We start from the raw sequence: 18,145 nt of genomic DNA on the forward strand, positions 1-18,145 counted from the left end.
GCTGGGGGCCAGGTTGTGCCGTCACCGTGACGGGTGCGAAGGCGCGCGGCGGGGGTCAGAGCGAGAAGAGCGCCAGGTTGACGGCCGCCTTCATCTCGGACGGGCTGTTGACCTGGGCCGCACGGCCACCGGTGGCGCTGGCGATGGCCTGCAACGCCCCCATGTCCGCCTCGGCGCCGTAGCCCAGGCAGATGATCCTGACGGGTCGCTGGGGGTCCTTGGCCTCGTTGAGGTAGGTGAGGAGCTGGCCGAGCGTGTCCGGGCTGGTGGTGTCGCGGTTGGCGCCGTCGGACAGGACCACGAGCTGGTTGACGTAGCCGGGGTCGTACTCGTCGAGGGTGTAGGCGTAGGCCTCGCGGACGGCCTGGTAGAGGGGTGTCCCTCCCTTGATGGTGACGTCGCTCATGGCCTGCACCACGACGTCGCTGTGCTGGCGGCCGGCGTCGGCGCTCTCGTTGACGGCGAGGTCGGTGGCCCGCTCGACCAGGGGTGTCCCGAGCTCGTTGGAGGTGTGAAAGAACCACACGCCGGAGCGGGCTCGGGGCGACGCGGTCTGGTAGACGTTGCCGACGAGGCCGCGGACCAGGTCGATGCGGCTCGTCGCCCCGCCGGCGAGGTGCTGGTTCATCGACCCCGAGGCGTCCACGAGCACCATCGAGGAGATGCGGGAGTGCATGCCCCGCCAGGCCTGCACGGTCTGCTGCAGCACGGGCAGCGGCACGGCGGCGGGACGCAGCGGCGCGGCGGCATAGGCGACGCCGGCGGGGTGATCGGTGGGCGCGGCGCCGTCGGGCGCCCTCAGGCCGGCCGCGCGCAGGGCGGCCAGGCCGGACGCCGAGGTGAGGTAGGCCCGGAACCCCCGCGCCGAGGCAGCGCCCGGAGCGTCGTCGGCGGTCGCTCCCACCCCCAGCACCGACAGCGGCACGGAGGCGGCGCCGCCGGCGAGGGGGACGGCGGCCAGCGGCACCGTCGGGTCCACGGCGTTGTGCGCGGCGACGGCCCTCTCGGTGGTGACATAGGCCGAGGCGCGGGAGGTCACCTCGGAGAGGGTGTCGTCCTGGTCAGGGAGCACGTCCCCGTCGTTGCCGGCGAGCGAGGTGATGCGGTGCTCGACCTTGATCACGGCGAGGTCCTTGTCGCTCGGCCCCGCGTAGTCCGGCGCCTTGGCGAGCGGCCCGCCGTTGGCGAGGGTGATCATGGCTCCGAACCCGATGGCAGCGGTGGGGCTGGTCGCCGGGTCCGCCATGCGGATCGAGAAGGACGCCCACTCGGGGTGCCCGGTCTGGGCCCAGGTCGACCGCCCCAGCATCCACGAACGCCAGGCGTCGGGGGTGAGCGGCCGGGTGGGCCAGCCCCAGGCGCCCGTGTCGGCCATGGCCGAGGGCATCGCGAGGACGACGGGGGTGCTGGCGACCAGCTGCGGGGCGGTGCGCCTCACGGAGCTGGGGAGGGCGGCGACGTCCCCCTCGGACCGGGCGAGCCACAGCGCGGCCCGGTCCGATGAGAGCAGCCCGGGGAGTGCGGCGGGCCCCGCGGCCTGCTGCACCGCCACCCGGGCGCAGGCCGATCGCTGCGCGACGCGATAGTCGTCGGCGACCCGGGCGAGGGCGTCGGTCAGGTCGGGGGAGGCATAGAGCGTGGTGGCGTCGTCGCACGTGCGGACCTCGACCTGCCGCGAGCCCGTCGGCCCCTGCACCCCGGCCGTGGCTCCCCGACCGTCCCCGGTCCCCGAGCCGGCGCGCCCCTGCACGGCCACGACCCCCACCCCGCCGAGGGCGGCGAGGGCGATGATGGCGGCGGCGACGTTGCCCACCCGGTCGCTGGAGCTGCCGCGGTGACGGCCGTAGGTCTGCGACACGGGACACCTCCCAGGACTGCGGGCATCGGGCGTGCGACGGGTCCTGCACCCGACGCCGTCCGTGACGCACAGGTCGCGGTGCGCCGGAAGCGTAACTATTGGAGGGCATTCGGGTGATGTGACGCCAGTCCTGCATCGATTACCGGCGTACGACGAGCCAGGAGCGTGCCGAGAGGGTCAGAGCCAGCCGAGACGGCCCTTGGCGAGCGTGTAGCCGACGAAGGCGACCACGTCGAGCAGCGTGTGCGCGACGACGAGCGGCATGACCCGGCCGCGTCGCTGGTAGTAGGCGCCCAGCACCAGGCCCATCACGGCGTTGCCGAGGAACGCCCCGAAGCCCTGGTAGAGGTGGTAGCTCCCGCGCAGGAGGGCGGACAGCACGAGCGCCAGGCGGTCCGGCATACCGGCCTGGCGCAGTCGCGCGAGGAGGTAGGCGACGACGACGACCTCCTCGAGCACGGAGTTCTGCACCGCCGCCAGCACGAGCACCGGGATCGTCCACCAGGTCGAGGTGAGGTCCGCGGCGACCACCTGGGTGGTGATCCCGAGGTGGCGGCCGAGGACATAGAGTCCCAGGCCCGGTATGCCGATCACTGCCGCGAGGAGCGCGCCGTGCGCGGCGTCGCGGCCCGGCTCACGCCGGTCCCAGCCGATGCGGGGGTCGGCGGGTGGACGGCGGTGCCGCAGGAGGAACACCGCCATGGCGGGGGCCACCAGGCCGAGGGCGATCCCGGTCAGCTGGTAGGCGAGGTCGAGCCAGGGGCGGTCGGGCGTGACCGACTGGTTGAGGGTCGAGGTCTGCTGGTTGAGCGCGACCTGGCGGGTCGTGCGCTCGATGATGCGCAGGACCGAGTAGATCGCGGACGACCCGAGGGACAGGCCGAGCAGCAGGAGCACCTCGACCAGGTGGTCGCGGTGCTCCCGCTGCTCGATGGGCCTGCCCATGGGCGCACCCTATGCCGCGTCGGCGGCGGGAGGCGGTGGCGTCAGTGCGCCCGCGCGGCGCGCGCCGCGTCGGACGCGTCGCGGCGCATGTCCTCGACGTCCTTCATCTTGCGCTGGGTCCACGGGACGAGCGCGAACAGCACCACCGCGCAGGCCAGCGTCATGCCGCCCAAGGTGTAGTAGAAGGCCGCGTCGGACAGGCCGGCCATGCCCTTGATCAGCAGCGCCGCGACGCCCTGGCCGACGGCCGAGGTCAGCAGCCAGAGGGCCATGGCCTGGCTGGCGAACGCCTTGGGGGCCAGCATCGTGGTCGCCGACAGCCCGACGGGGGACAGGAACAGCTCGGCGACGGTCTGCATCACGAAGACCAGGCCGAGGAAGTAGAACGGCGCCAGGGAGGAGCCCCCGCTCCAGGTGCCGAAGGCCCATCCCATCAGCATGGCCGACAGGCCGATCAGGGCGACGGACAGCGCGAACTTCGCGGGCGTCTGGGGGAAGCGGCCGGCGCGGCGCGTGAAGAACCACCCGACGATCGGAGCCAGCACCACGATCGCGAAGGGGTTGATCGACTGGTACCACGACGGGTTGATGGTGAAGCCGCCGACCTGGAGCTGGGTGTTGTCCTTGGCGAAGCTCGCCATCTTGACCGCGGCCTGCTCGAAGATCATGAAGAACAGCGCACCGCCCACCCACAGCGGCACGTAGGCCGCGAGGTGACTCCGCTCGGTCGCGTCGACCTTGGGGCTGCGGAACATCATGACGAAGTAGCCGACGGCCGCGACGATGGACAGCGCCGCGACGGTGTCGACGATGGCCGCGGTCGTGGCGCCGCCCTCCAGGGCGTTGAACACGAAGTACAGGACTGCCGTGCCCACGACGACGGCGACCGAGACCCCGGCCACACGGGCGCCGTCCTTGCCGGTCAGGGGGTTGGGGACGGTCGACCCGATGCCGTGCAGGGCCTTCTTGCCCGCGACGAAGGACAGGATGGCCAGTCCCATGCCGACGGCCGCGGCGGAGAAGCCGACGTGGTAGCCCCAGCGCCCCTGCAGGAAGCCCACGATCAGCGGGGACAGGAAGGCGCCGATGTTGATCGACATGTAGAAGATCTGGAACCCGCCGTCGCGGCGGGGGTCGTCGCGGTCGTAGAGCTCCCCGACCATGGTGGACAGGTTGGGCTTGATGAACCCGGTGCCGATGGCGACCAGGCAGATGCCGAGCCAGGCGGTCGCCACGGTCGGCAGGGCCAGGCAGATGTGGCCGACCATGATGATGATGCCGCCGTACAGCGTCGACCTCCAGGCGCCGAGCAGCCGGTCGGCGGCCAGGCCACCGGGGATGGCGAGGAGGTAGACCGCGGCGCCGTAGGTCGCCACGATCGCCTCACCGGTCGAGTCCTTGATCTGCAGGCCGCCGTTGGCGACCGTGTCGACGATGAAGTACAGGAGGATGGCCTTCATCCCGTAGTACGAGAAGCGCTCCCAGAACTCGACCTGGAACAACCAGGCCAGGCCCTTGGGGTGACCGACGAATCCTCGGTCGTCCCTGGAGGAGGGTCTGGCGGGTGCGGGGGTGGTCTTGCCGATCGTGGCCATCGGTCTGGCCTTCTCTCTCATAGGTCGTGGTGGCCCACGCCGTCGGGGGCCAGGGTGCCGATGGGGTGGGGCACGGTATCCACCGTATGCCCCTCCGGGCGTCCCCGAACCTCGGGGGCTGCTTCATCAGGCGAGACTCGCTGCGGCGCATACCTATCTGCGGCCTACCGTGGGGGGCTCGGCGGGGCCGAGCATGAACACTCACGACCGGCCTGACCAGGCCAGATCGGCCCCTCCCCGGTGTAGGCCCCGGGGCCGCTCTGCGCTTTGATAGGGGCGGACATCGGCGGGGAAGCCTTCGACTCGGGGGGCGCTCCACCCAGAACCAGCGAGCGAGGGACCTGAGATGACGAGCGAGCGCAGAGCCTACGTCGGCTCGGAGGTCGGACAGCTCCGACGGGTGCTGCTGCACCGCCCCGACCGGGAGCTGTCGCGCCTGACGCCGAGCAACAAGGAGGCCCTGCTCTTCGACGACCTGCCGTGGTTCGAGGAGGCGCAGAAGGAGCACGACGAGTTCGCCCAGGCCCTGCGCGACCTGGACGTCGAGGTGCTCTACCTCCAGGAGGTGCTCACCGAGACCCTCGAGCACCCGGCGGCGCGGCAGTTCCTGTTCGACCACCTCCTCGACGACGAGGTCTTCGGCCCACAGGCGATCGACCCGATGCTCGCCGTCCTGTCGGGGATGGACTCGCGCGAGCTGGCGTCGGTCCTCATCGGCGGCATCACCAAGGAGGAGATGCTGGGCCGTATGCCGCACGAGCCCGCCTCGCTCGTCCTGCACTCCATGGGGCGCGACCAGTTCGTGCTGGCGCCCCTGCCCAACCACCTGTTCACCCGCGACACCACCTGCTGGGTCTACGGCGGGGTCTCGATCAACTCGATGAGGATGACGGCGCGCGTGCGCGAGTCCCTCCACTACGAGGCGATCTACCACTGGCACCCGGAGCTGTCCGGCGGCGACCACTCGCTGACCCGCTGGTCGGACGGTCTCGGCACCGGTCTGGCCTCGATGGAGGGCGGCGACGTGCACGTGCTGGGGCGCGGCGGGGTCCTCGTCGGTATGTCGGAGCGCACGACCCCCCAGGCGGTGGAGCGGCTGGCGCAGCAGCTGTTCAAAGCGCAAGCCGCCACCAGCGTCGTCGCGATCGCCATGCCGCAGGGACGCGCGATGATGCATCTCGACACCGTCATGTCGATGGTCGACGAGCACACCTTCACGAAGTACGCCGGGTTGGGGATGCTCCCGGCATACACCCTGACCCCGGGGGACGAACCCGGCCGGCTGCGGGTCCGGTCCCACGCACCCGAGGACATGCACAGGGCGATCGCGGGGGCGATCGGCCTGGACGACATCCGCACCCTGACCGCCGACCAGGACCTGGCGGCGGCGGAGCGGGAGCAGTGGGACGACGGCTGCAACGTGCTCACCGTCCGGCCCGGCGTGGTGATCGCCTACGAGCGAAACACCACGAGCAACGACCACCTGCGCGACAACGGTGTCGAGGTGGTCACCATCAAGGGGAGCGAGCTGGGCCGGGGCCGTGGCGGCCCGCGCTGCATGAGCTGCCCCATCGAGCGAGAGGACATCTGATGTCGTTCACCCTGCGCCACCGCAACTTCCTCAAGGAGGTGGACTTCACCCCCGCGGAGTGGAAGCACCTGCTGAAGCTGTCCGCGGACCTCAAGGCCGCGAAGTACGCCGGGACCGAGCAGCCGCGGCTGCGGGGCAAGAACATCGCGCTGATCTTCGAGAAGACCTCGACCCGGACGCGCTGCGCCTTCGAGGTCGCGGCGTACGACCAGGGCGCGGGGGTGACCTACCTCGAGCCCACGGGCTCGCAGATCGGGCACAAGGAGTCGATGAAGGACACCGCGCGGGTGCTGGGGCGCATGTATGACGGCATCGAGTACCGCGGCTTCGCGCAGTCGCTCGTCGAGACGCTCGGGGAGTTCGCGGGCGTCCCGGTGTGGAACGGCCTGACCGACGAGTGGCACCCCACCCAGATGCTCGCCGACCAGCTCACGATGACGGAGCACTCGGACAAGCCGCTGTCGCAGATCGCCTTCGCCTACCTCGGCGACGCGCGCAACAACGTCGGCAACTCGCTGCTGGTGTCCGGCGCCATGGCCGGGATGGACGTGCGCATGGTCGCGCCGACGTCGCTGCAGAACACCGAGGAGGTCGTCGCCCTGGCGCGCGGGATCGCGGAGCAGACCGGTGCCCGCATCACGATCACCGACGACGTCGAGGCGGGGGTGCGCGACGCGGACTTCCTCTACACCGACGTGTGGGTGTCGATGGGTGAGCCCAAGGAGGTCTGGGACGAGCGGATCGCGCTGCTCAAGGACTACCAGGTCAACAAGGCCACGATGGAGGCGACAGGCAACCCGCAGGTCAAGTTCATGCACTGCCTGCCGGCCTTTCACGACCGGGCCACCAAGGTGGGGGAGGACATCTTCCAGGCCACCGGCATGGAGGCCCTCGAGGTCACCGACGAGGTCTTCGAGTCCGAGGCGTCGATCGTCTTCGACCAGGCGGAGAACCGCATGCACACGATCAAGGCGGTCATGGTCGCCACGCTGGGGGACTGACCCGTGCGCATCGTCGTCGCCCTCGGCGGCAATGCCCTGCTCGAGCGGGGCGAGAAGCCCGACGCCTCGACCCAGCTCGAGCGCGCCAAGGCGGCGGCCCGCGCCCTCGCGCCGCTGGCGGAGGAGCACGAGCTGGTGATCACCCACGGCAACGGCCCGCAGGTGGGGGTGCTGGCGCTGGAGTCGGCCAACGACCCGGCCCTGTCGGAGCCCTACCCCTTCGACACGCTGGGTGCGCAGACGCAGGGGATGATCGGCTACTGGCTGCTGCAGTCCCTGCAGAACGCCCTGCCCGGCCGACAGGTCGCCGCGATGGTCAACCAGACCCTGGTGATGGCGCACGACCCGGCGTTCGCCGACCCGACGAAGTTCGTCGGCGAGACCTACTCGGAGGCCGAGGCACGGTCCAAGGCGGAGGAGCGCGGCTGGACCGTCAAGCAGGACACCAAGGGGTGGCGCCGCGTGGTGGCCTCCCCGACGCCGCAGCGCATCGTCGAGACCCGGATCGTCCGGCTGCTGCTGTCGTCCGGTGCGGTCGTGGTCTGTGCGGGCGGTGGCGGCATACCGGTGATCCGGGACGAGAAGGGCAAGCTCAAGGGCGTCGAGGCGGTCGTCGACAAGGACCTCACGGCGGGCCGGCTCGCCGAGGCGCTCGAGGCGGACGCGCTGTTCATCCTCACCGACGTCCCCAACGTGATCGAGGGCTTCGGGACGGACGAGGAGCGGCCGATCACGCGGGCGACGCCGGGGATGCTGCGGGCGATGGACCTGCCGGCGGGGTCGATGGGCCCCAAGGTCGAGGCCGTATGCCGCTTCGTCGAGCTCACCGGAGACCTCGCCGGGATCGGCCGGCTGCAGGACGTGGCCGCCATGATCGAGGGCGAGGCGGGCACGATCGTGACGCCCGGCGGCAACTACGGCGGCCCCGACGACCTCAACCCCCGCCACGAGCTCACCGTCGACATCTGACCTACCGGGGGTAAGGGCATCGACCGGCCTTCGTTCGCCAGGTCGATGATCCCGCCGGGGGTAAGGGCATCGACCGGCCTTCGTTCGCCAGGTCGATGATCCCGCCGGGGGTAAGGGCATCGACCGGGCTTCGTTCGCCAGGTCGATGATCCCGCCGGGGGTAAGGGCATCGACCGGCCTTCGTTCGCCAGGTCGATGATCCCGCCCCCGGTAGGAGCGCGCCGAATGTGGCCGCGCGGTCACGGAGAGCCATGAGCGTCGGGCAAATAGGCGCGGAGGTTACTCATCGGTAGAGGGATGGCGCACGGGCCGATAGCGTCACGACCCACCGTGACCCGGGGCGCTGCCCGGTCAGCGCCCCGAACTCCACCCAGGGAGACCGCCGCCATGATGCACCGCCACCTCCGCACCGTGACCGCCGTGGGGATCCTCGCAACCACTGCCCTCGCCGGCTCCGCGTGCAGCCACGAGACCGCCGCCGCCGGTGGCTCCGAGGAGGCGTTGCAGCATGCCTTCGCCGCCTCGGAGGCCGCGCTGCGCAAGCTCGAGAAGCTGCCCGTCGACGGGCCGGTCGCCTCGGCCGACTTCCTGACGCCGGAGTACCTCGAGCAGCACAACGCGATGAGCCGGAGCATCGAGGCGAGCGGCAACCGGATGGTGGGTCAGCGCAGGTTCGAGTCGATCACGCGCGTGCAGTACGCCATCTGGCCGAAGCCCGTGACCTCCCTGCGGGTGTGCAGCGTCGGCGACGTCCGCATGCTCGACGAGCACGGCAAGGACGTCACCGTGGGCCTCGACCGCAAGCCCAAGCCGAAGGGCGCGACGCGCGACGCGATCGTCTACGACCTGGAGTCGCGCGACGAGGGCAAGACCTTCCTCGTCAAGGGTGCGCTCCCGGACGGGAGGTGCTGACCTCCGGCGCCGACCAGCCCTTGGTCGTATGACGTCAACCGCCCGCCTCCCAGGTCACCGGGAGGCGGGCGGCCCCGGCATACGGGGTCAGACGTCGGCGTCCTCGTGGCGGTCGTTGGGTGCGAACCACTGACCGGGGGCGTGGCCGGGACGGCGGTGCCACACCTCGCCGGGGATGCCTGCCGGCATGTGGGGGTTGTCGTCGAGGTCGAAACCGGCGTCCACCGGGTCCGCGTGGGACTCGAGGTCGCGCAGGGCGGCGATCGCGTGCCTGCCGAGCGCGATGAGCGCGACGAGGTTGAGCACCGCCATGAAGGTCATGGCCAGGTCGGCCAGGTCCCACACGAAGGCCAGGCTCTGCAGCGCGCCCCAGGCCACGGCACCGATGGTGAGCAGCCGGATCGCGAGCTCGCCGACCCGGCCGCCGCGCATGAAGTCCATGTTGACCTCGGCGTAGGTCTCGTTGCCGATGACCGAGCTGAACGCGAAGATGAAGATCAGGAAGGCCATGACCGGCGCGACCCAGGACCCGAGCTCGCTGGCCAGCGCGGTCTGGGTGAGCGTCGCCGCCTGGTCGCGCGTGGTCACGCCGGGGGTGTAGATGGACGGTCCGGCCAGCAGGATCATCACGGCGGTCGAGGTGCAGACGATGATCGTGTCGATGAAGACGCCGAGCGCCTGCACCATGCCCTGGTGGGCGGGGTGCGAGGTGGTGGCGGCGGCGGCGGCGTTGGGCGCCGAGCCCATGCCGGCCTCGTTGGAGAACATCCCGCGCTTCACGCCGTTGAGCACGGCGGCGAGGATGCCGCCGGCGGTGCCGGCCAGCGCCTGGTCGAGCCCGAATGCCCCGCGGAAGATGTCGCCGATGGCACTGGGCACGTCCCCGATCCGCATGACCAGGACGGCCACCGCGAGCAGGAAGTAGGCGAGCGCCATCAGCGGCGCCATGTACTCCGTGACGCGGGCGACGGACTTGAGGCCGCCGAGGACGATGGCGGCCGTGATGACGACCAGGATGATCGCGGTGATCCAGGTGGGGATGCCCCAGGTGCCCTCGAAGACCCCGGCGATGGTGTTGGCCTGCACCATGTTGAACGCGAGGCCGAAGGTGAAGATCAGGCAGATCGCGAAGGCGATGCCCATGGGTCGCGACTTCAGTCCGCGCTGCATGTAGTAGGCCGGGCCGCCGCGGAAGGTGCCGTCGGTGTGCGGGACCTTGTAGAGCTGGGCGAGCGTCGCCTCGACGAAGGCGGTGGCCATGCCGAGGAAGGCCATCACCCACATCCAGAAGATCGCACCGGGGCCACCGAGCGCCAGGGCGATGGCGACGCCGACGATGTTGCCGGTGCCGACGCGGGAGGCCAGGGAGATGCAGAACGCCTGGAAGCTGGAGATGCCCTCGCCGCCGCCGCTGCGTGACCCGACGGCCACCTTGACCATGGTGCCGAAGCGGCGGAACTGGGCGCCCTTGCTCCACAGCGTGAAGAGGATGCCGGCGGCGGCCAGCATGACGATCAGCAGCCAGGTGAGCTTGTCGTTGACGGCGAGGATGCCGTCGTGGATCGCGTTCAAGGATGGTCCGTTCGTGGGGGTCAGGTGGGGGCCGCGGCCGGGCCGTCGATGGAGGACAGCGTATGCCGACCCGCCCGCCTCGGCCGGTGGAGGCGGACGGGCGGTTGCGGCATACGGCCGGTCGCCGGTGGGCGAGGTCTGCCGGTCAGCGGGCGGGGGTGATCCGCCCGCGGCACTCGCCGAGGCCGATGCGGCGGCCGTCGCGTCCGCGAGCGGTGGCCGCCAGCACGACCTCGTCGCCGTCCTCGAGGAACGTCCTCGTGGAGCCATCGGACAGGGTGATCGGATCGCGCCCGCCCCAGGTCATCTCGATGAACGCCCCGCGCTGGTCGACCTCGGTGCCGGAGATGGTCCCGGAGGCGTAGAAGTCGCCGGTGCTCACGGACGCGCCGTTGATGGTGGTGTGGGCGAGCATCTGGGCGGGGGTCCAGTACATCTGGGCGTAGGGCGGCCGGGAGACGACCTCGCCGTTGAGCTGCACCTCGAGCTCGATGTCCAGTCCCCAGGGCTCGCCGTCGACGTCCTGCAGGTAGTCCTGCAGCGGCACGTCGCGGGCCGGCGGCTCGATCCGAGCGTCCTGCAGGGCCGCGAGCGGCAGCACCCAGCCGCTGATCGACGTGGCGAAGGACTTGCCGAGGAAGGGGCCGAGGGGGACGTACTCCCACGCCTGGATGTCGCGGGCGGACCAGTCGTTGGTGAGAGTCACGCCGAAGACGTGCTGGTCGAACTCGCTCACGGCGACGGAGGATCCGCGCTCTGACCCCACGCCGACCACGAAGCCCAGCTCGGCCTCGACGTCGAGACGGACCGACGGGCCGAAGACGACGTCGCCGTCGGGCGTCCGCCGCTGGCCCTGCGGGCGTGGGACATCCGAGCCCGACACGATCACGGTCTGGGAGCGGCCGTGGTAGCCGATCGGCAGGTGCTTCCAGTTGGGCGTGAGCGGCTCGGAGTCGGGGCGAAAGATCCGGCCGATGTTGGACGCGTGGTTCTCCGAGGCGTAGAAGTCGACGTAGTCACCCACCGTGAACGGCATCAGCATCGTCACGTCGGCGAGGTCCACCAGGGACGGCTCGACGAGGGGGCGGTAGCTCTCGTCGCGCAGCCACGTCTGGACGTCGCTGCGCAGCCGCGCCCACGCCTCCGGTCCCGCCGCGAGCAGGACGTCGAGGTTGCCCTCCTCGACGACGTCGGACCACTCGCCGGGCAGCTCGGGCGCGGCCTCCGTGAGGTCGAGGGCCTGGTCACCGATGCGCACCCCGAGGTGGGCGAAGTCGTCGCCGGTGTCCATGGACCCATAGGGCAGGGCGTCCAGGCCGAACGGGCTGTCCTGCAGGATCTCGACCCAGGTGGTCGTCACGGGTGCTCCTTGTCGTGATGAGGTGATGAGGTGGCGCGGCGGTGCGGCGGTGCGGTCAGCGAGGGCCTACTGCTGCTGGTCGACCTGCTGGGTGGGGTCGCGCCGCTCGAGCACCTCGACGCGCGAGGTGAGGCCCAGGGCGGCGAGGTCCTCGACGGGCGTGCCCGTGCTGCAGGAGCCGTAGGCCACGAGTCCTGCTCGCACCCGCCGCTGCTCGTCGTCCGCCGCGGCGAGCGCCTCGGCCGCGAGGGCCGGGCCGTCGGTGCTGGCGAGCGCCTCCACGACCTGCTGGCGGTCGGCCCCGGCCACCGCCCGCAGGAGCGCCACGAGGATGTTGAGGACGCCGTGGTGCTCGAAACCCGTCCGGTCGTCGGTGTAGCGCACGGCGTGGTGCAGGCCGGCCGTGCACTTGAACCGCGCGCCGAGCTCGCCCGCGGCAGCGAGGAGGTCGGCGAGCTGGTCGACGCTCGGGAAGAGGTCGGGTGTGACGCCGCCGCAGCGGACCTTGGCGCCGAGCCCGGCGTCGTGCACCGAGGTCAGCGCGGCCCGGGTCTCACCCTCGTCGGCCCGGGCGAGGGGGATCTCGACGTAGGCCGTCACGGCGTCGGGCAGGGCGCTGGTCGCCGCCACGACCGCGGCCACCGCCTCGTCGAGCGGCTGGTCCAGGGGCAGCCGCAGCTCGACGGCGCCCAGGTGCAGGCGTGGGTCGCCGAGCAGGGAGCTGGCGAGGCCGGGCAGCGAGGCCAGGGGCTCGTCGAGGATCACCCCGACGTCGACGGTCTCCCCCTCGCGCAGCGCCTGGCGCAGCTCGTCGAGCCGGCTGGCGGGGCACAGGAACCGGCCGGTGTGCACCGGGTGGGCGGCGTCCAGGTCGGCCCGGTGACGGGCGACGGCGTCGTCCATCGCGAGGGCGGTGGGTGGGAAGAGGCCGGCGTCGTCGACCAGCGCCGCCACGAGCGGCTGGGTCGCGAGCGGTGCGGGGGCCCCGGGTGCGTCGGTTGCGTCCGTCATACGGCTGATCATCCCTGACCCAGCCGGCGCCCGCCCGACCAGCTGTAGGGGTAGCGGTCGTCCTCGGTCGCCAGCGCGCCCTCGCCGAGGTCCAGCGGCCGGAAGGTGTCCACCATGACCGCCAGCTCGTCGAAGAACTCCGCCCCGATGGACCGCTCGTAGGCGCCCGGCTGCGGCCCGTGGGCGTGACCTGCCGGGTGCAGCGAGATCGAGCCCTGCCCGATGCCGGAGCCCTTGCGCGCCTCGTAGTCGCCGCCGCAGTAGAACATGACCTCGTCGCTGTCGACGTTGGAGTGGTAGTAGGGCACCGGGATCGCGAGCGGGTGGTAGTCGACCTTGCGCGGCACGAAGTTGCAGACCACGAAGTTGTGCCCCTCCCACACCAGGTGGGCGGGCGGCGGCTGGTGGACCCGCCCGGTGATCGGCTCGAAGTCGCCGATGTTGAAGACGTAGGGGTAGAGGCAGCCGTCCCACCCGACCACGTCGAAGGGGTGCTGCGGCTGGACGTGGATCGTGCCGTCCAGGCCCGACGGTCCGCGCCCGCGGTGCTTGATGTAGACCTCGACGTCCTGCTCGTCGACCAGCTGCGGCTCGTCGACGTGACGGAAGTCGCGCTCGCAGTAGGGCGCGTGCTCGAGCAGCTGGCCGTGCTTGGACAGGTAGCCGCGCGGCGGGTTGATGTGGCTGTTGGCCTCGATGACGTAGACGCGGACCGGCTCGTCGCCCGTGGGCACCCACCGGTGGATCACCGCGCGGGGGATCATCACGTAGTCGCCCTGGTGGACGTCGACGTGGCCGAGCTGGGTCTCCAGCGTGGCCGTCCCGGACTCGACGTAGCAGCACTCGTCGCCGACGGCGTTCTTGTAGAGCGGGCTGGTCTCGGTCGCGGCGACATAGCCGAGCCGCACGTCGCCGTTGCCGAGCAGCAGCCGCCGCCCGGTCACCACGTCCCGCCCGTCGGCACCGAGGGCGTGGGTCCGCAGGTGGCGCGGCAGCAGCGGGTCGTTGGGCGTGAGCGTCTGGTCGGGCAGCTCCCAGGGGCGGACGTCGACGATCGCGCTGGGGATGTAGCGGTGGTAGAGCAGGCTCGAGTCCGAGCTGAACCCCTCCTCGCCCATGAGCTCCTCGTAGTAGAGGTCACCCTCAGGGGTGCGGTGCTGCGTGTGCCGCTTGGGCGGGATGGTGCCCGCGCTGCGGTAGTGAGCCATGACGCCCTCGTCTCTCGCACCACTGATACATCGATGTACTATCTGGACTGTAGCGGACGGGTCCGACAGACGCCAGGGGGTGCCATGAGCGAGCTGGACTTCTGGTCCTTCGTGCGCGAGGCGCGGTCCCGTCTCACCGACGCGGGCTACGCCGACCCCGGGGCCACCGAGCTGTTGCTCACGCTCAACCGCGCGTCCGGGATCGTCACCTACGACCTCGAGGCGTCGGTGCACCGGCCGGCGGGCCGGTCGTGGTCGGCCTTCCGCATCCTCTACGTCCTGTGGCTGGCCGGCGCGATGGAGCCCAAGCGGGTCGCGGAGCTCACCGGCCTCACCCGCGCGGCCGTCTCCAACCTCACCGGCGGCCTGGTCGACGACGGTCTCGTATGCCGCGAGCCCGCCCCCCACGACGGCCGCTCCGTCCGGCTCGGGCTGACGCCACGCGGGGTGGAGGAGATCCGCGCCCTCTTTGCCACGCAGCACGAGCGCGAGCAGGCCTGGGCGGCAGCGCTCACCCCGCTCGAGCGGCACCTGCTGGTGACCCTGCTCGACAAGCTCGTGGGGTCCCGCGACGACCTGTCCCCGCGGCTGCGCCACTGACCGCCCCTCCTCGGCGCAACGGGGACGTTCGTGATCGGTTTCCGGGCACGAACGTCCCCGTTGCGGGTGCGGGGGTGCGGCAGACTCGGGGGCATGGCCTGGACCGAGCACGTCATCTGGTGGCACGTCTATCCGCTGGGCGCCGTCGGTGCGCCCATCAGGGATCCGTATGACGAGAGCCTGGTCGCCCACCCGCTGCGGCGCCTGCACGGATGGCTGGACTACGCGATCGCGCTGGGCGTCAACGGGCTCCAGCTCGGCCCGGTCTTCGCGTCGACCACGCACGGCTACGACACCGTCGACCACGTCCGGATCGACCCGCGGCTCGGCGACGACGGAGACTTCGACGAGCTGGTGCGGCGCTGCCACGACCGGGGCCTGCGGGTGATGCTCGACGGCGTCTTCAACCACGTCGGGCTCGAGCACCCCCTCTACCAGCAGGCTCTCGCCGGCGGCCGAGAGTCGCACGCCGCCAGGTACTTCCGCATCGACTGGGACGCCGACGGCGGGCCCCGCCCGGACGTCTTCGAGGGGCACGGGTCCCTCGTCGCACTCGACCACACCCGCGACGAGGTCGTCGATCTGGTCGTCGAGGTCATGCTGCACTGGCTGCGTCGGGGCATCGACGGGTGGCGGCTGGACGCGGCATACGCCGTCGACCCGGCGTTCTGGGCGCGGGTGCTGCCGCGCGTGCGGGCGGAGTTCCCGGAGGCGACCTTCGTCGGGGAGGTGATCCACGGCGACTACGCCGCGATCGTGCGTGAGTCGACGCTGGACTCCGTCACGCAGTACGAGCTGTGGAAGGCCCTCTGGTCCTCGCTCCACGACAAGAACTTCTACGAGCTGTCGCACGCCCTCGAGCGGCACGGCGCCCTGCTCGACACGTTCGTGCCGATGACCTTCGTCGGCAACCACGACGTCACCCGCATCGCCTCCCGTGTCGGCCCGGCGGCGGCGGTGCTCGCGGTGGCCTGCCTGCTCACGGTGGGCGGCACGCCCTCGCTCTACTACGGCGACGAGCAGGCCTTCGAGGGCGTCAAGGAGGACCGCGAGGGCGGCGACGACGCCGTCCGACCTCCGCTGCCCGCGACCCCCGCCGAGCTGAGCACCTTGGGGGAGTGGATGTTTCACGTGCACCAGGGGCTGATCGCGGTGCGGCGCCAGCACCCCTGGCTCGTCCGTGCGCGCACGCGGGTGGTGGAGCTCAGCAACGAGCGGTTCGTCTACGAGTCGCGCCCCGCTGCCGGCGCCCCCGAGGAGGGTGACCCCGCTGCCGTCATACGGGTCACGCTGGAGGTGTCGGGCGAGCCGCGGGTGCAGGTCGAGACGTCCGGCGCGACCGCCTTCACCTGGCCCGCCGGCTGACCACCCGCTCCCGGCGCGTCCGCGGCCACCCCATGCGGCCGTCAGACTCTGTGGACGTCTTGGGCCTGAGCCCAGGAGCCAGCGGACGCCGTCAGAGGTGCTTGTCGGCCGTGACCTGCACGAGGTGGACGGGGTTGCCGTCGGGGTCTGCTACCCAGGCCGCGCGGGTCCGCCCACCCTGGAAGGGATGCGGCTCGGACAGCAGCGGAGCGCCTCCCGCGGTCAGCCGGACGACCTCGCCGTCGACGTCGTCGCAGTAGAGCACGATCTCCACGGGCCGACCGCCGAGCTGTGGGTCCAGACCGTGGTCCTCCCGGGCGGCGGTGACGGTGGAGATCCCGATCGTGAACCTGTCCAGCGTCAGCTCCACGTGCACGGGGTCTCCGTGGGAGGGGCTTCGAGAGGTCACGTAGAAGTCGAGCCCCTCGTAGAACGACGTGAGGCGGGGGAGATCGTCGGTGTACAGCGTGATCATCGGCGTCCGGTACATGTCTCGACCGTAGTGGAGCGGGAAGGGCGGACGGGTGGGCGAGCCCGACCGGATCACGTGGGTACCGCCGGACGCCCAGATGAGTGGGCAGAGATAGGCCTCCCAGGCGCATTCGTGGTGCCACTCTCGCCCTCTCACGGGCGCCCGGTCGCAGAGCGCGCACGGCTGCGAGGATGGCTGCACCGACGAGAGGAGCACGCCATGAGCGACCCGACCGAGGGCCACGTCCAGCAGGGCGACGGCCCGGACCGCAGGCCTGGCACGACCGAGGGCACGTCGACGCTGGTCGAGCAGGTGTGCGGGCGCGCTGAGTCCCGGGGAGGGCGGCCCGGTGCGACCGCGGTCGTCGATAACGACAGCGCCAAGGTGGTGGCCTTCGAGTTCGCCGAGGGCGACCAGCTCACAGAGCACGCCGCGCGACATCCCGTGCTGATCCAGGTGATCCGCGGGCGGGTGAGCTTCGAGCTGCCGGACCGCACCGTCGAGCTCGCGCCGGGGGCGCTGCTGCACCTGACGCCGATGCTGCGACACGCGGTCCGCGCGCTGGAGCCGACGACGCTGACGGTGACGATGCTCCTGCCGCGCCCCTGAGGCGAGCGGCACGCGCAGGTCAGCGGGGCAGGACGCGCCGGACCGCGGCACCCACCTCTGCCGGCGTCGCGACCATCGCGATGATCGCGGCGATGTGCGCATCGGGCCGTATGACGACCGCCTGCCGCCCGTCGAGGTGCGGGCTCTGCTCGACGACCCCGTCAGGATCGACCGCGTCCAGCGCGACCTCGGGGGTGAGGATGGAGGGGGTGGGGTGCTGGCGGCGTCTGGCCGCGCTGCGTTCAGCTGAAGACGACCCAGGCGATCGCGACGTAGTGCACGATCGCCGCCAGGATCGTGCAGGCGTGAAACACCTCGTGGAAGCCGAACCAGGTCGGCGAGGGGTTGGGCCGCTTGAGGCCGTAGCAGACCGCGCCACCGGTGTAGAGCAGCCCGCCCACCGCGATCAGGATCACGGTCACCGCTCCACCTGCGGCCCAGAACTGCGTCAGCCACCCGACCGCGGCCCACCCCATCGCGACGTACAGCAGGGTGTAGAGCCACCGCGGCGCCTCGATCCACAGCGTCCGGAACAGCACGCCGGCGAGCGCGCACGACCAGATCAGCGTCAGCAGGATCACCCGGGATCGGCCCTCGAGCAGCAGCAGCGCGAGCGGCGTGTAGCTGCCCGCGATGAAGACATAGATGTTGGCGTGGTCCCACCGCCGGAACACCGCGTAGACCTTGTCGTTCCACCTGCCCCGGTGGTAGGTCGCGCTCGTCCCGAACAGCATCAGGGCCGCCACGAGATAGACCGCGCTGCCGATGCGCCCTGTCAGCGTCGGCGCGAACACGCACAGCACCAGCCCGGCGAAGAAGATCACGGGGGTCATGCCGGCGTGCAGCCACCCGCGCAGCTTGGGCTTGACCTGGCGCAAGGCCTCCACCGGCCGCTGCGCGACGCTCGGCGAGGACGCGGCGCGGGAGGCTCCGGTGGTGTCAGGGTGTTCAGCGACGACGGGCATACCTTGACGTTACGCGCGCAACCTGGGCGGGGGCCACGCTCGACATACGGGATCACGACGCGATCACTGCTCGCCCGGCGACAAAGCCGACCGACCGGTGACCCTCTAGCCT

General features: G+C 71.3%; 16 protein-coding genes. 7 read left to right on the plus strand and 9 right to left on the minus strand.

The features are described from left to right. Window positions 1–55 precede the first annotated feature (55 nt). The 3 genes from ACF3NS_RS03980 to ACF3NS_RS03990 all read right to left on the minus strand — a co-directional run bounded on the left by ACF3NS_RS03980 (window position 56) and on the right by ACF3NS_RS03990 (window position 4,398). Window positions 56–1,858, minus strand: a complete 1,803-nt coding sequence (locus ACF3NS_RS03980) for a substrate-binding domain-containing protein (protein WP_392467930.1) — start codon at window positions 1,856–1,858, stop codon at window positions 56–58. 177 nt (window positions 1,859–2,035) lie between these two features. Continuing rightward, complete coding sequence (locus tag ACF3NS_RS03985) at window positions 2,036–2,803, minus strand: CPBP family intramembrane glutamic endopeptidase (RefSeq protein ID WP_154592245.1); 768 nt, start codon at window positions 2,801–2,803, stop codon at window positions 2,036–2,038. Between the two features lie 41 nt (window positions 2,804–2,844). Continuing rightward, the gene (locus ACF3NS_RS03990) at window positions 2,845–4,398 is read right to left on the minus strand and encodes a peptide MFS transporter (RefSeq protein WP_392467932.1); all 1,554 of its coding nucleotides are present in this window, start codon (window positions 4,396–4,398) and stop codon (window positions 2,845–2,847) included. Window positions 4,399–4,744: 346 nt separating this feature from the next. Here ACF3NS_RS03990 and ACF3NS_RS03995 point away from each other — a divergent pair, with 346 nt between their 5' ends. From ACF3NS_RS03995 to ACF3NS_RS04010, 4 genes are all read left to right on the plus strand, one after another. Beyond that, window positions 4,745–5,989 carry an arginine deiminase gene (locus tag ACF3NS_RS03995; protein ID WP_154592247.1) on the plus strand — a complete coding sequence of 415 codons (1,245 nt, stop codon included), beginning with the start codon at window positions 4,745–4,747 and terminating at the stop codon, window positions 5,987–5,989. Then, the gene (gene argF, locus ACF3NS_RS04000) at window positions 5,989–6,990 is read left to right on the plus strand and encodes an ornithine carbamoyltransferase (protein ID WP_392467935.1); all 1,002 of its coding nucleotides are present in this window, start codon (window positions 5,989–5,991) and stop codon (window positions 6,988–6,990) included. Before ACF3NS_RS03995 ends, argF begins: the two co-directional genes overlap by 1 nt. A gap of 3 nt (window positions 6,991–6,993) precedes the next feature. Continuing rightward, window positions 6,994–7,959 carry a carbamate kinase gene (locus ACF3NS_RS04005; protein WP_288798655.1) on the plus strand — a complete coding sequence of 322 codons (966 nt, stop codon included), beginning with the start codon at window positions 6,994–6,996 and terminating at the stop codon, window positions 7,957–7,959. Window positions 7,960–8,346: 387 nt separating this feature from the next. Beyond that, the gene (locus ACF3NS_RS04010) at window positions 8,347–8,871 is read left to right on the plus strand and encodes a hypothetical protein (protein ID WP_288800065.1); all 525 of its coding nucleotides are present in this window, start codon (window positions 8,347–8,349) and stop codon (window positions 8,869–8,871) included. A gap of 87 nt (window positions 8,872–8,958) precedes the next feature. On the opposite strand, the gene ACF3NS_RS04015 is transcribed toward ACF3NS_RS04010, so the two are convergent. The 4 genes from ACF3NS_RS04015 to ACF3NS_RS04030 all read right to left on the minus strand — a co-directional run bounded on the left by ACF3NS_RS04015 (window position 8,959) and on the right by ACF3NS_RS04030 (window position 14,022). Beyond that, on the minus strand, window positions 8,959–10,443 hold the full coding sequence (locus tag ACF3NS_RS04015) for an alanine/glycine:cation symporter family protein (RefSeq protein WP_392467936.1): 1,485 nt from the start codon (window positions 10,441–10,443) through the stop codon (window positions 8,959–8,961). A gap of 145 nt (window positions 10,444–10,588) precedes the next feature. Then, the gene (gene fahA, locus ACF3NS_RS04020) at window positions 10,589–11,803 is read right to left on the minus strand and encodes a fumarylacetoacetase (protein ID WP_392467938.1); all 1,215 of its coding nucleotides are present in this window, start codon (window positions 11,801–11,803) and stop codon (window positions 10,589–10,591) included. A gap of 66 nt (window positions 11,804–11,869) precedes the next feature. Continuing rightward, window positions 11,870–12,814, minus strand: a complete 945-nt coding sequence (locus ACF3NS_RS04025) for a hypothetical protein (RefSeq protein WP_392467939.1) — start codon at window positions 12,812–12,814, stop codon at window positions 11,870–11,872. Window positions 12,815–12,822: 8 nt separating this feature from the next. After that, the gene (locus ACF3NS_RS04030; protein WP_392467941.1) at window positions 12,823–14,022 is read right to left on the minus strand and encodes a homogentisate 1,2-dioxygenase; all 1,200 of its coding nucleotides are present in this window, start codon (window positions 14,020–14,022) and stop codon (window positions 12,823–12,825) included. Between the two features lie 84 nt (window positions 14,023–14,106). Here ACF3NS_RS04030 and ACF3NS_RS04035 point away from each other — a divergent pair, with 84 nt between their 5' ends. Both ACF3NS_RS04035 and ACF3NS_RS04040 read left to right on the plus strand, forming a co-directional pair. Continuing rightward, window positions 14,107–14,622 carry a MarR family winged helix-turn-helix transcriptional regulator gene (locus tag ACF3NS_RS04035; protein ID WP_154593660.1) on the plus strand — a complete coding sequence of 172 codons (516 nt, stop codon included), beginning with the start codon at window positions 14,107–14,109 and terminating at the stop codon, window positions 14,620–14,622. 93 nt (window positions 14,623–14,715) lie between these two features. Further along, window positions 14,716–15,987, plus strand: coding sequence for an alpha-amylase family protein (locus tag ACF3NS_RS04040; RefSeq protein ID WP_392467942.1), 1,272 nt, complete (start codon window positions 14,716–14,718; stop codon window positions 15,985–15,987). A 91-nt stretch (window positions 15,988–16,078) separates the two neighbouring features. Here ACF3NS_RS04040 and ACF3NS_RS04045 read toward each other — a convergent pair whose 3' ends face one another. Continuing rightward, window positions 16,079–16,477 carry a VOC family protein gene (locus ACF3NS_RS04045; RefSeq protein ID WP_392467943.1) on the minus strand — a complete coding sequence of 133 codons (399 nt, stop codon included), beginning with the start codon at window positions 16,475–16,477 and terminating at the stop codon, window positions 16,079–16,081. 201 nt (window positions 16,478–16,678) lie between these two features. Here ACF3NS_RS04045 and ACF3NS_RS04050 point away from each other — a divergent pair, with 201 nt between their 5' ends. Next, window positions 16,679–17,068: a cupin domain-containing protein gene (locus ACF3NS_RS04050; RefSeq protein WP_392467945.1), complete on the plus strand. Its 390-nt coding sequence runs from the start codon at window positions 16,679–16,681 to the stop codon at window positions 17,066–17,068. Window positions 17,069–17,310: 242 nt separating this feature from the next. Here the strand turns inward: ACF3NS_RS04050 and ACF3NS_RS04055 are convergent, their stop codons facing one another. Next, the gene (locus ACF3NS_RS04055) at window positions 17,311–18,033 is read right to left on the minus strand and encodes a hemolysin III family protein (RefSeq protein WP_154593656.1); all 723 of its coding nucleotides are present in this window, start codon (window positions 18,031–18,033) and stop codon (window positions 17,311–17,313) included. Between the last annotated feature and the right edge of the window lie 112 nt (window positions 18,034–18,145).

It is taken from the genome of Arsenicicoccus cauae (genome assembly GCF_043162025.1).
Classification (GTDB): Bacteria; Actinomycetota; Actinomycetes; order Actinomycetales; family Dermatophilaceae; genus Arsenicicoccus; species Arsenicicoccus cauae.

What these genes read in the sequence shown, in the direction of transcription:
- ACF3NS_RS04050 (WP_392467945.1), top strand. Translation starts at nt 16,679, where the DNA reads ATGAGCGACCCGACCGAGGGCCACGTCCAGCAGGGCGACGGCCCGGAC.
- argF (WP_392467935.1), top strand. Translation starts at nt 5,989, where the DNA reads ATGTCGTTCACCCTGCGCCACCGCAACTTCCTCAAGGAGGTGGACTTC.
- ACF3NS_RS04035 (WP_154593660.1), top strand. Translation starts at nt 14,107, where the DNA reads ATGAGCGAGCTGGACTTCTGGTCCTTCGTGCGCGAGGCGCGGTCCCGT.
- ACF3NS_RS04010 (WP_288800065.1), top strand. Translation starts at nt 8,347, where the DNA reads ATGATGCACCGCCACCTCCGCACCGTGACCGCCGTGGGGATCCTCGCA.
- ACF3NS_RS04055 (WP_154593656.1), bottom strand. Translation starts at nt 18,033, where the DNA reads ATGCCCGTCGTCGCTGAACACCCTGACACCACCGGAGCCTCCCGCGCC.
- ACF3NS_RS04045 (WP_392467943.1), bottom strand. Translation starts at nt 16,477, where the DNA reads ATGTACCGGACGCCGATGATCACGCTGTACACCGACGATCTCCCCCGC.
- ACF3NS_RS04030 (WP_392467941.1), bottom strand. Translation starts at nt 14,022, where the DNA reads ATGGCTCACTACCGCAGCGCGGGCACCATCCCGCCCAAGCGGCACACG.
- ACF3NS_RS03990 (WP_392467932.1), bottom strand. Translation starts at nt 4,398, where the DNA reads ATGGCCACGATCGGCAAGACCACCCCCGCACCCGCCAGACCCTCCTCC.
- ACF3NS_RS04040 (WP_392467942.1), top strand. Translation starts at nt 14,716, where the DNA reads ATGGCCTGGACCGAGCACGTCATCTGGTGGCACGTCTATCCGCTGGGC.
- ACF3NS_RS03985 (WP_154592245.1), bottom strand. Translation starts at nt 2,803, where the DNA reads ATGGGCAGGCCCATCGAGCAGCGGGAGCACCGCGACCACCTGGTCGAG.
- ACF3NS_RS04025 (WP_392467939.1), bottom strand. Translation starts at nt 12,814, where the DNA reads ATGACGGACGCAACCGACGCACCCGGGGCCCCCGCACCGCTCGCGACC.
- ACF3NS_RS03995 (WP_154592247.1), top strand. Translation starts at nt 4,745, where the DNA reads ATGACGAGCGAGCGCAGAGCCTACGTCGGCTCGGAGGTCGGACAGCTC.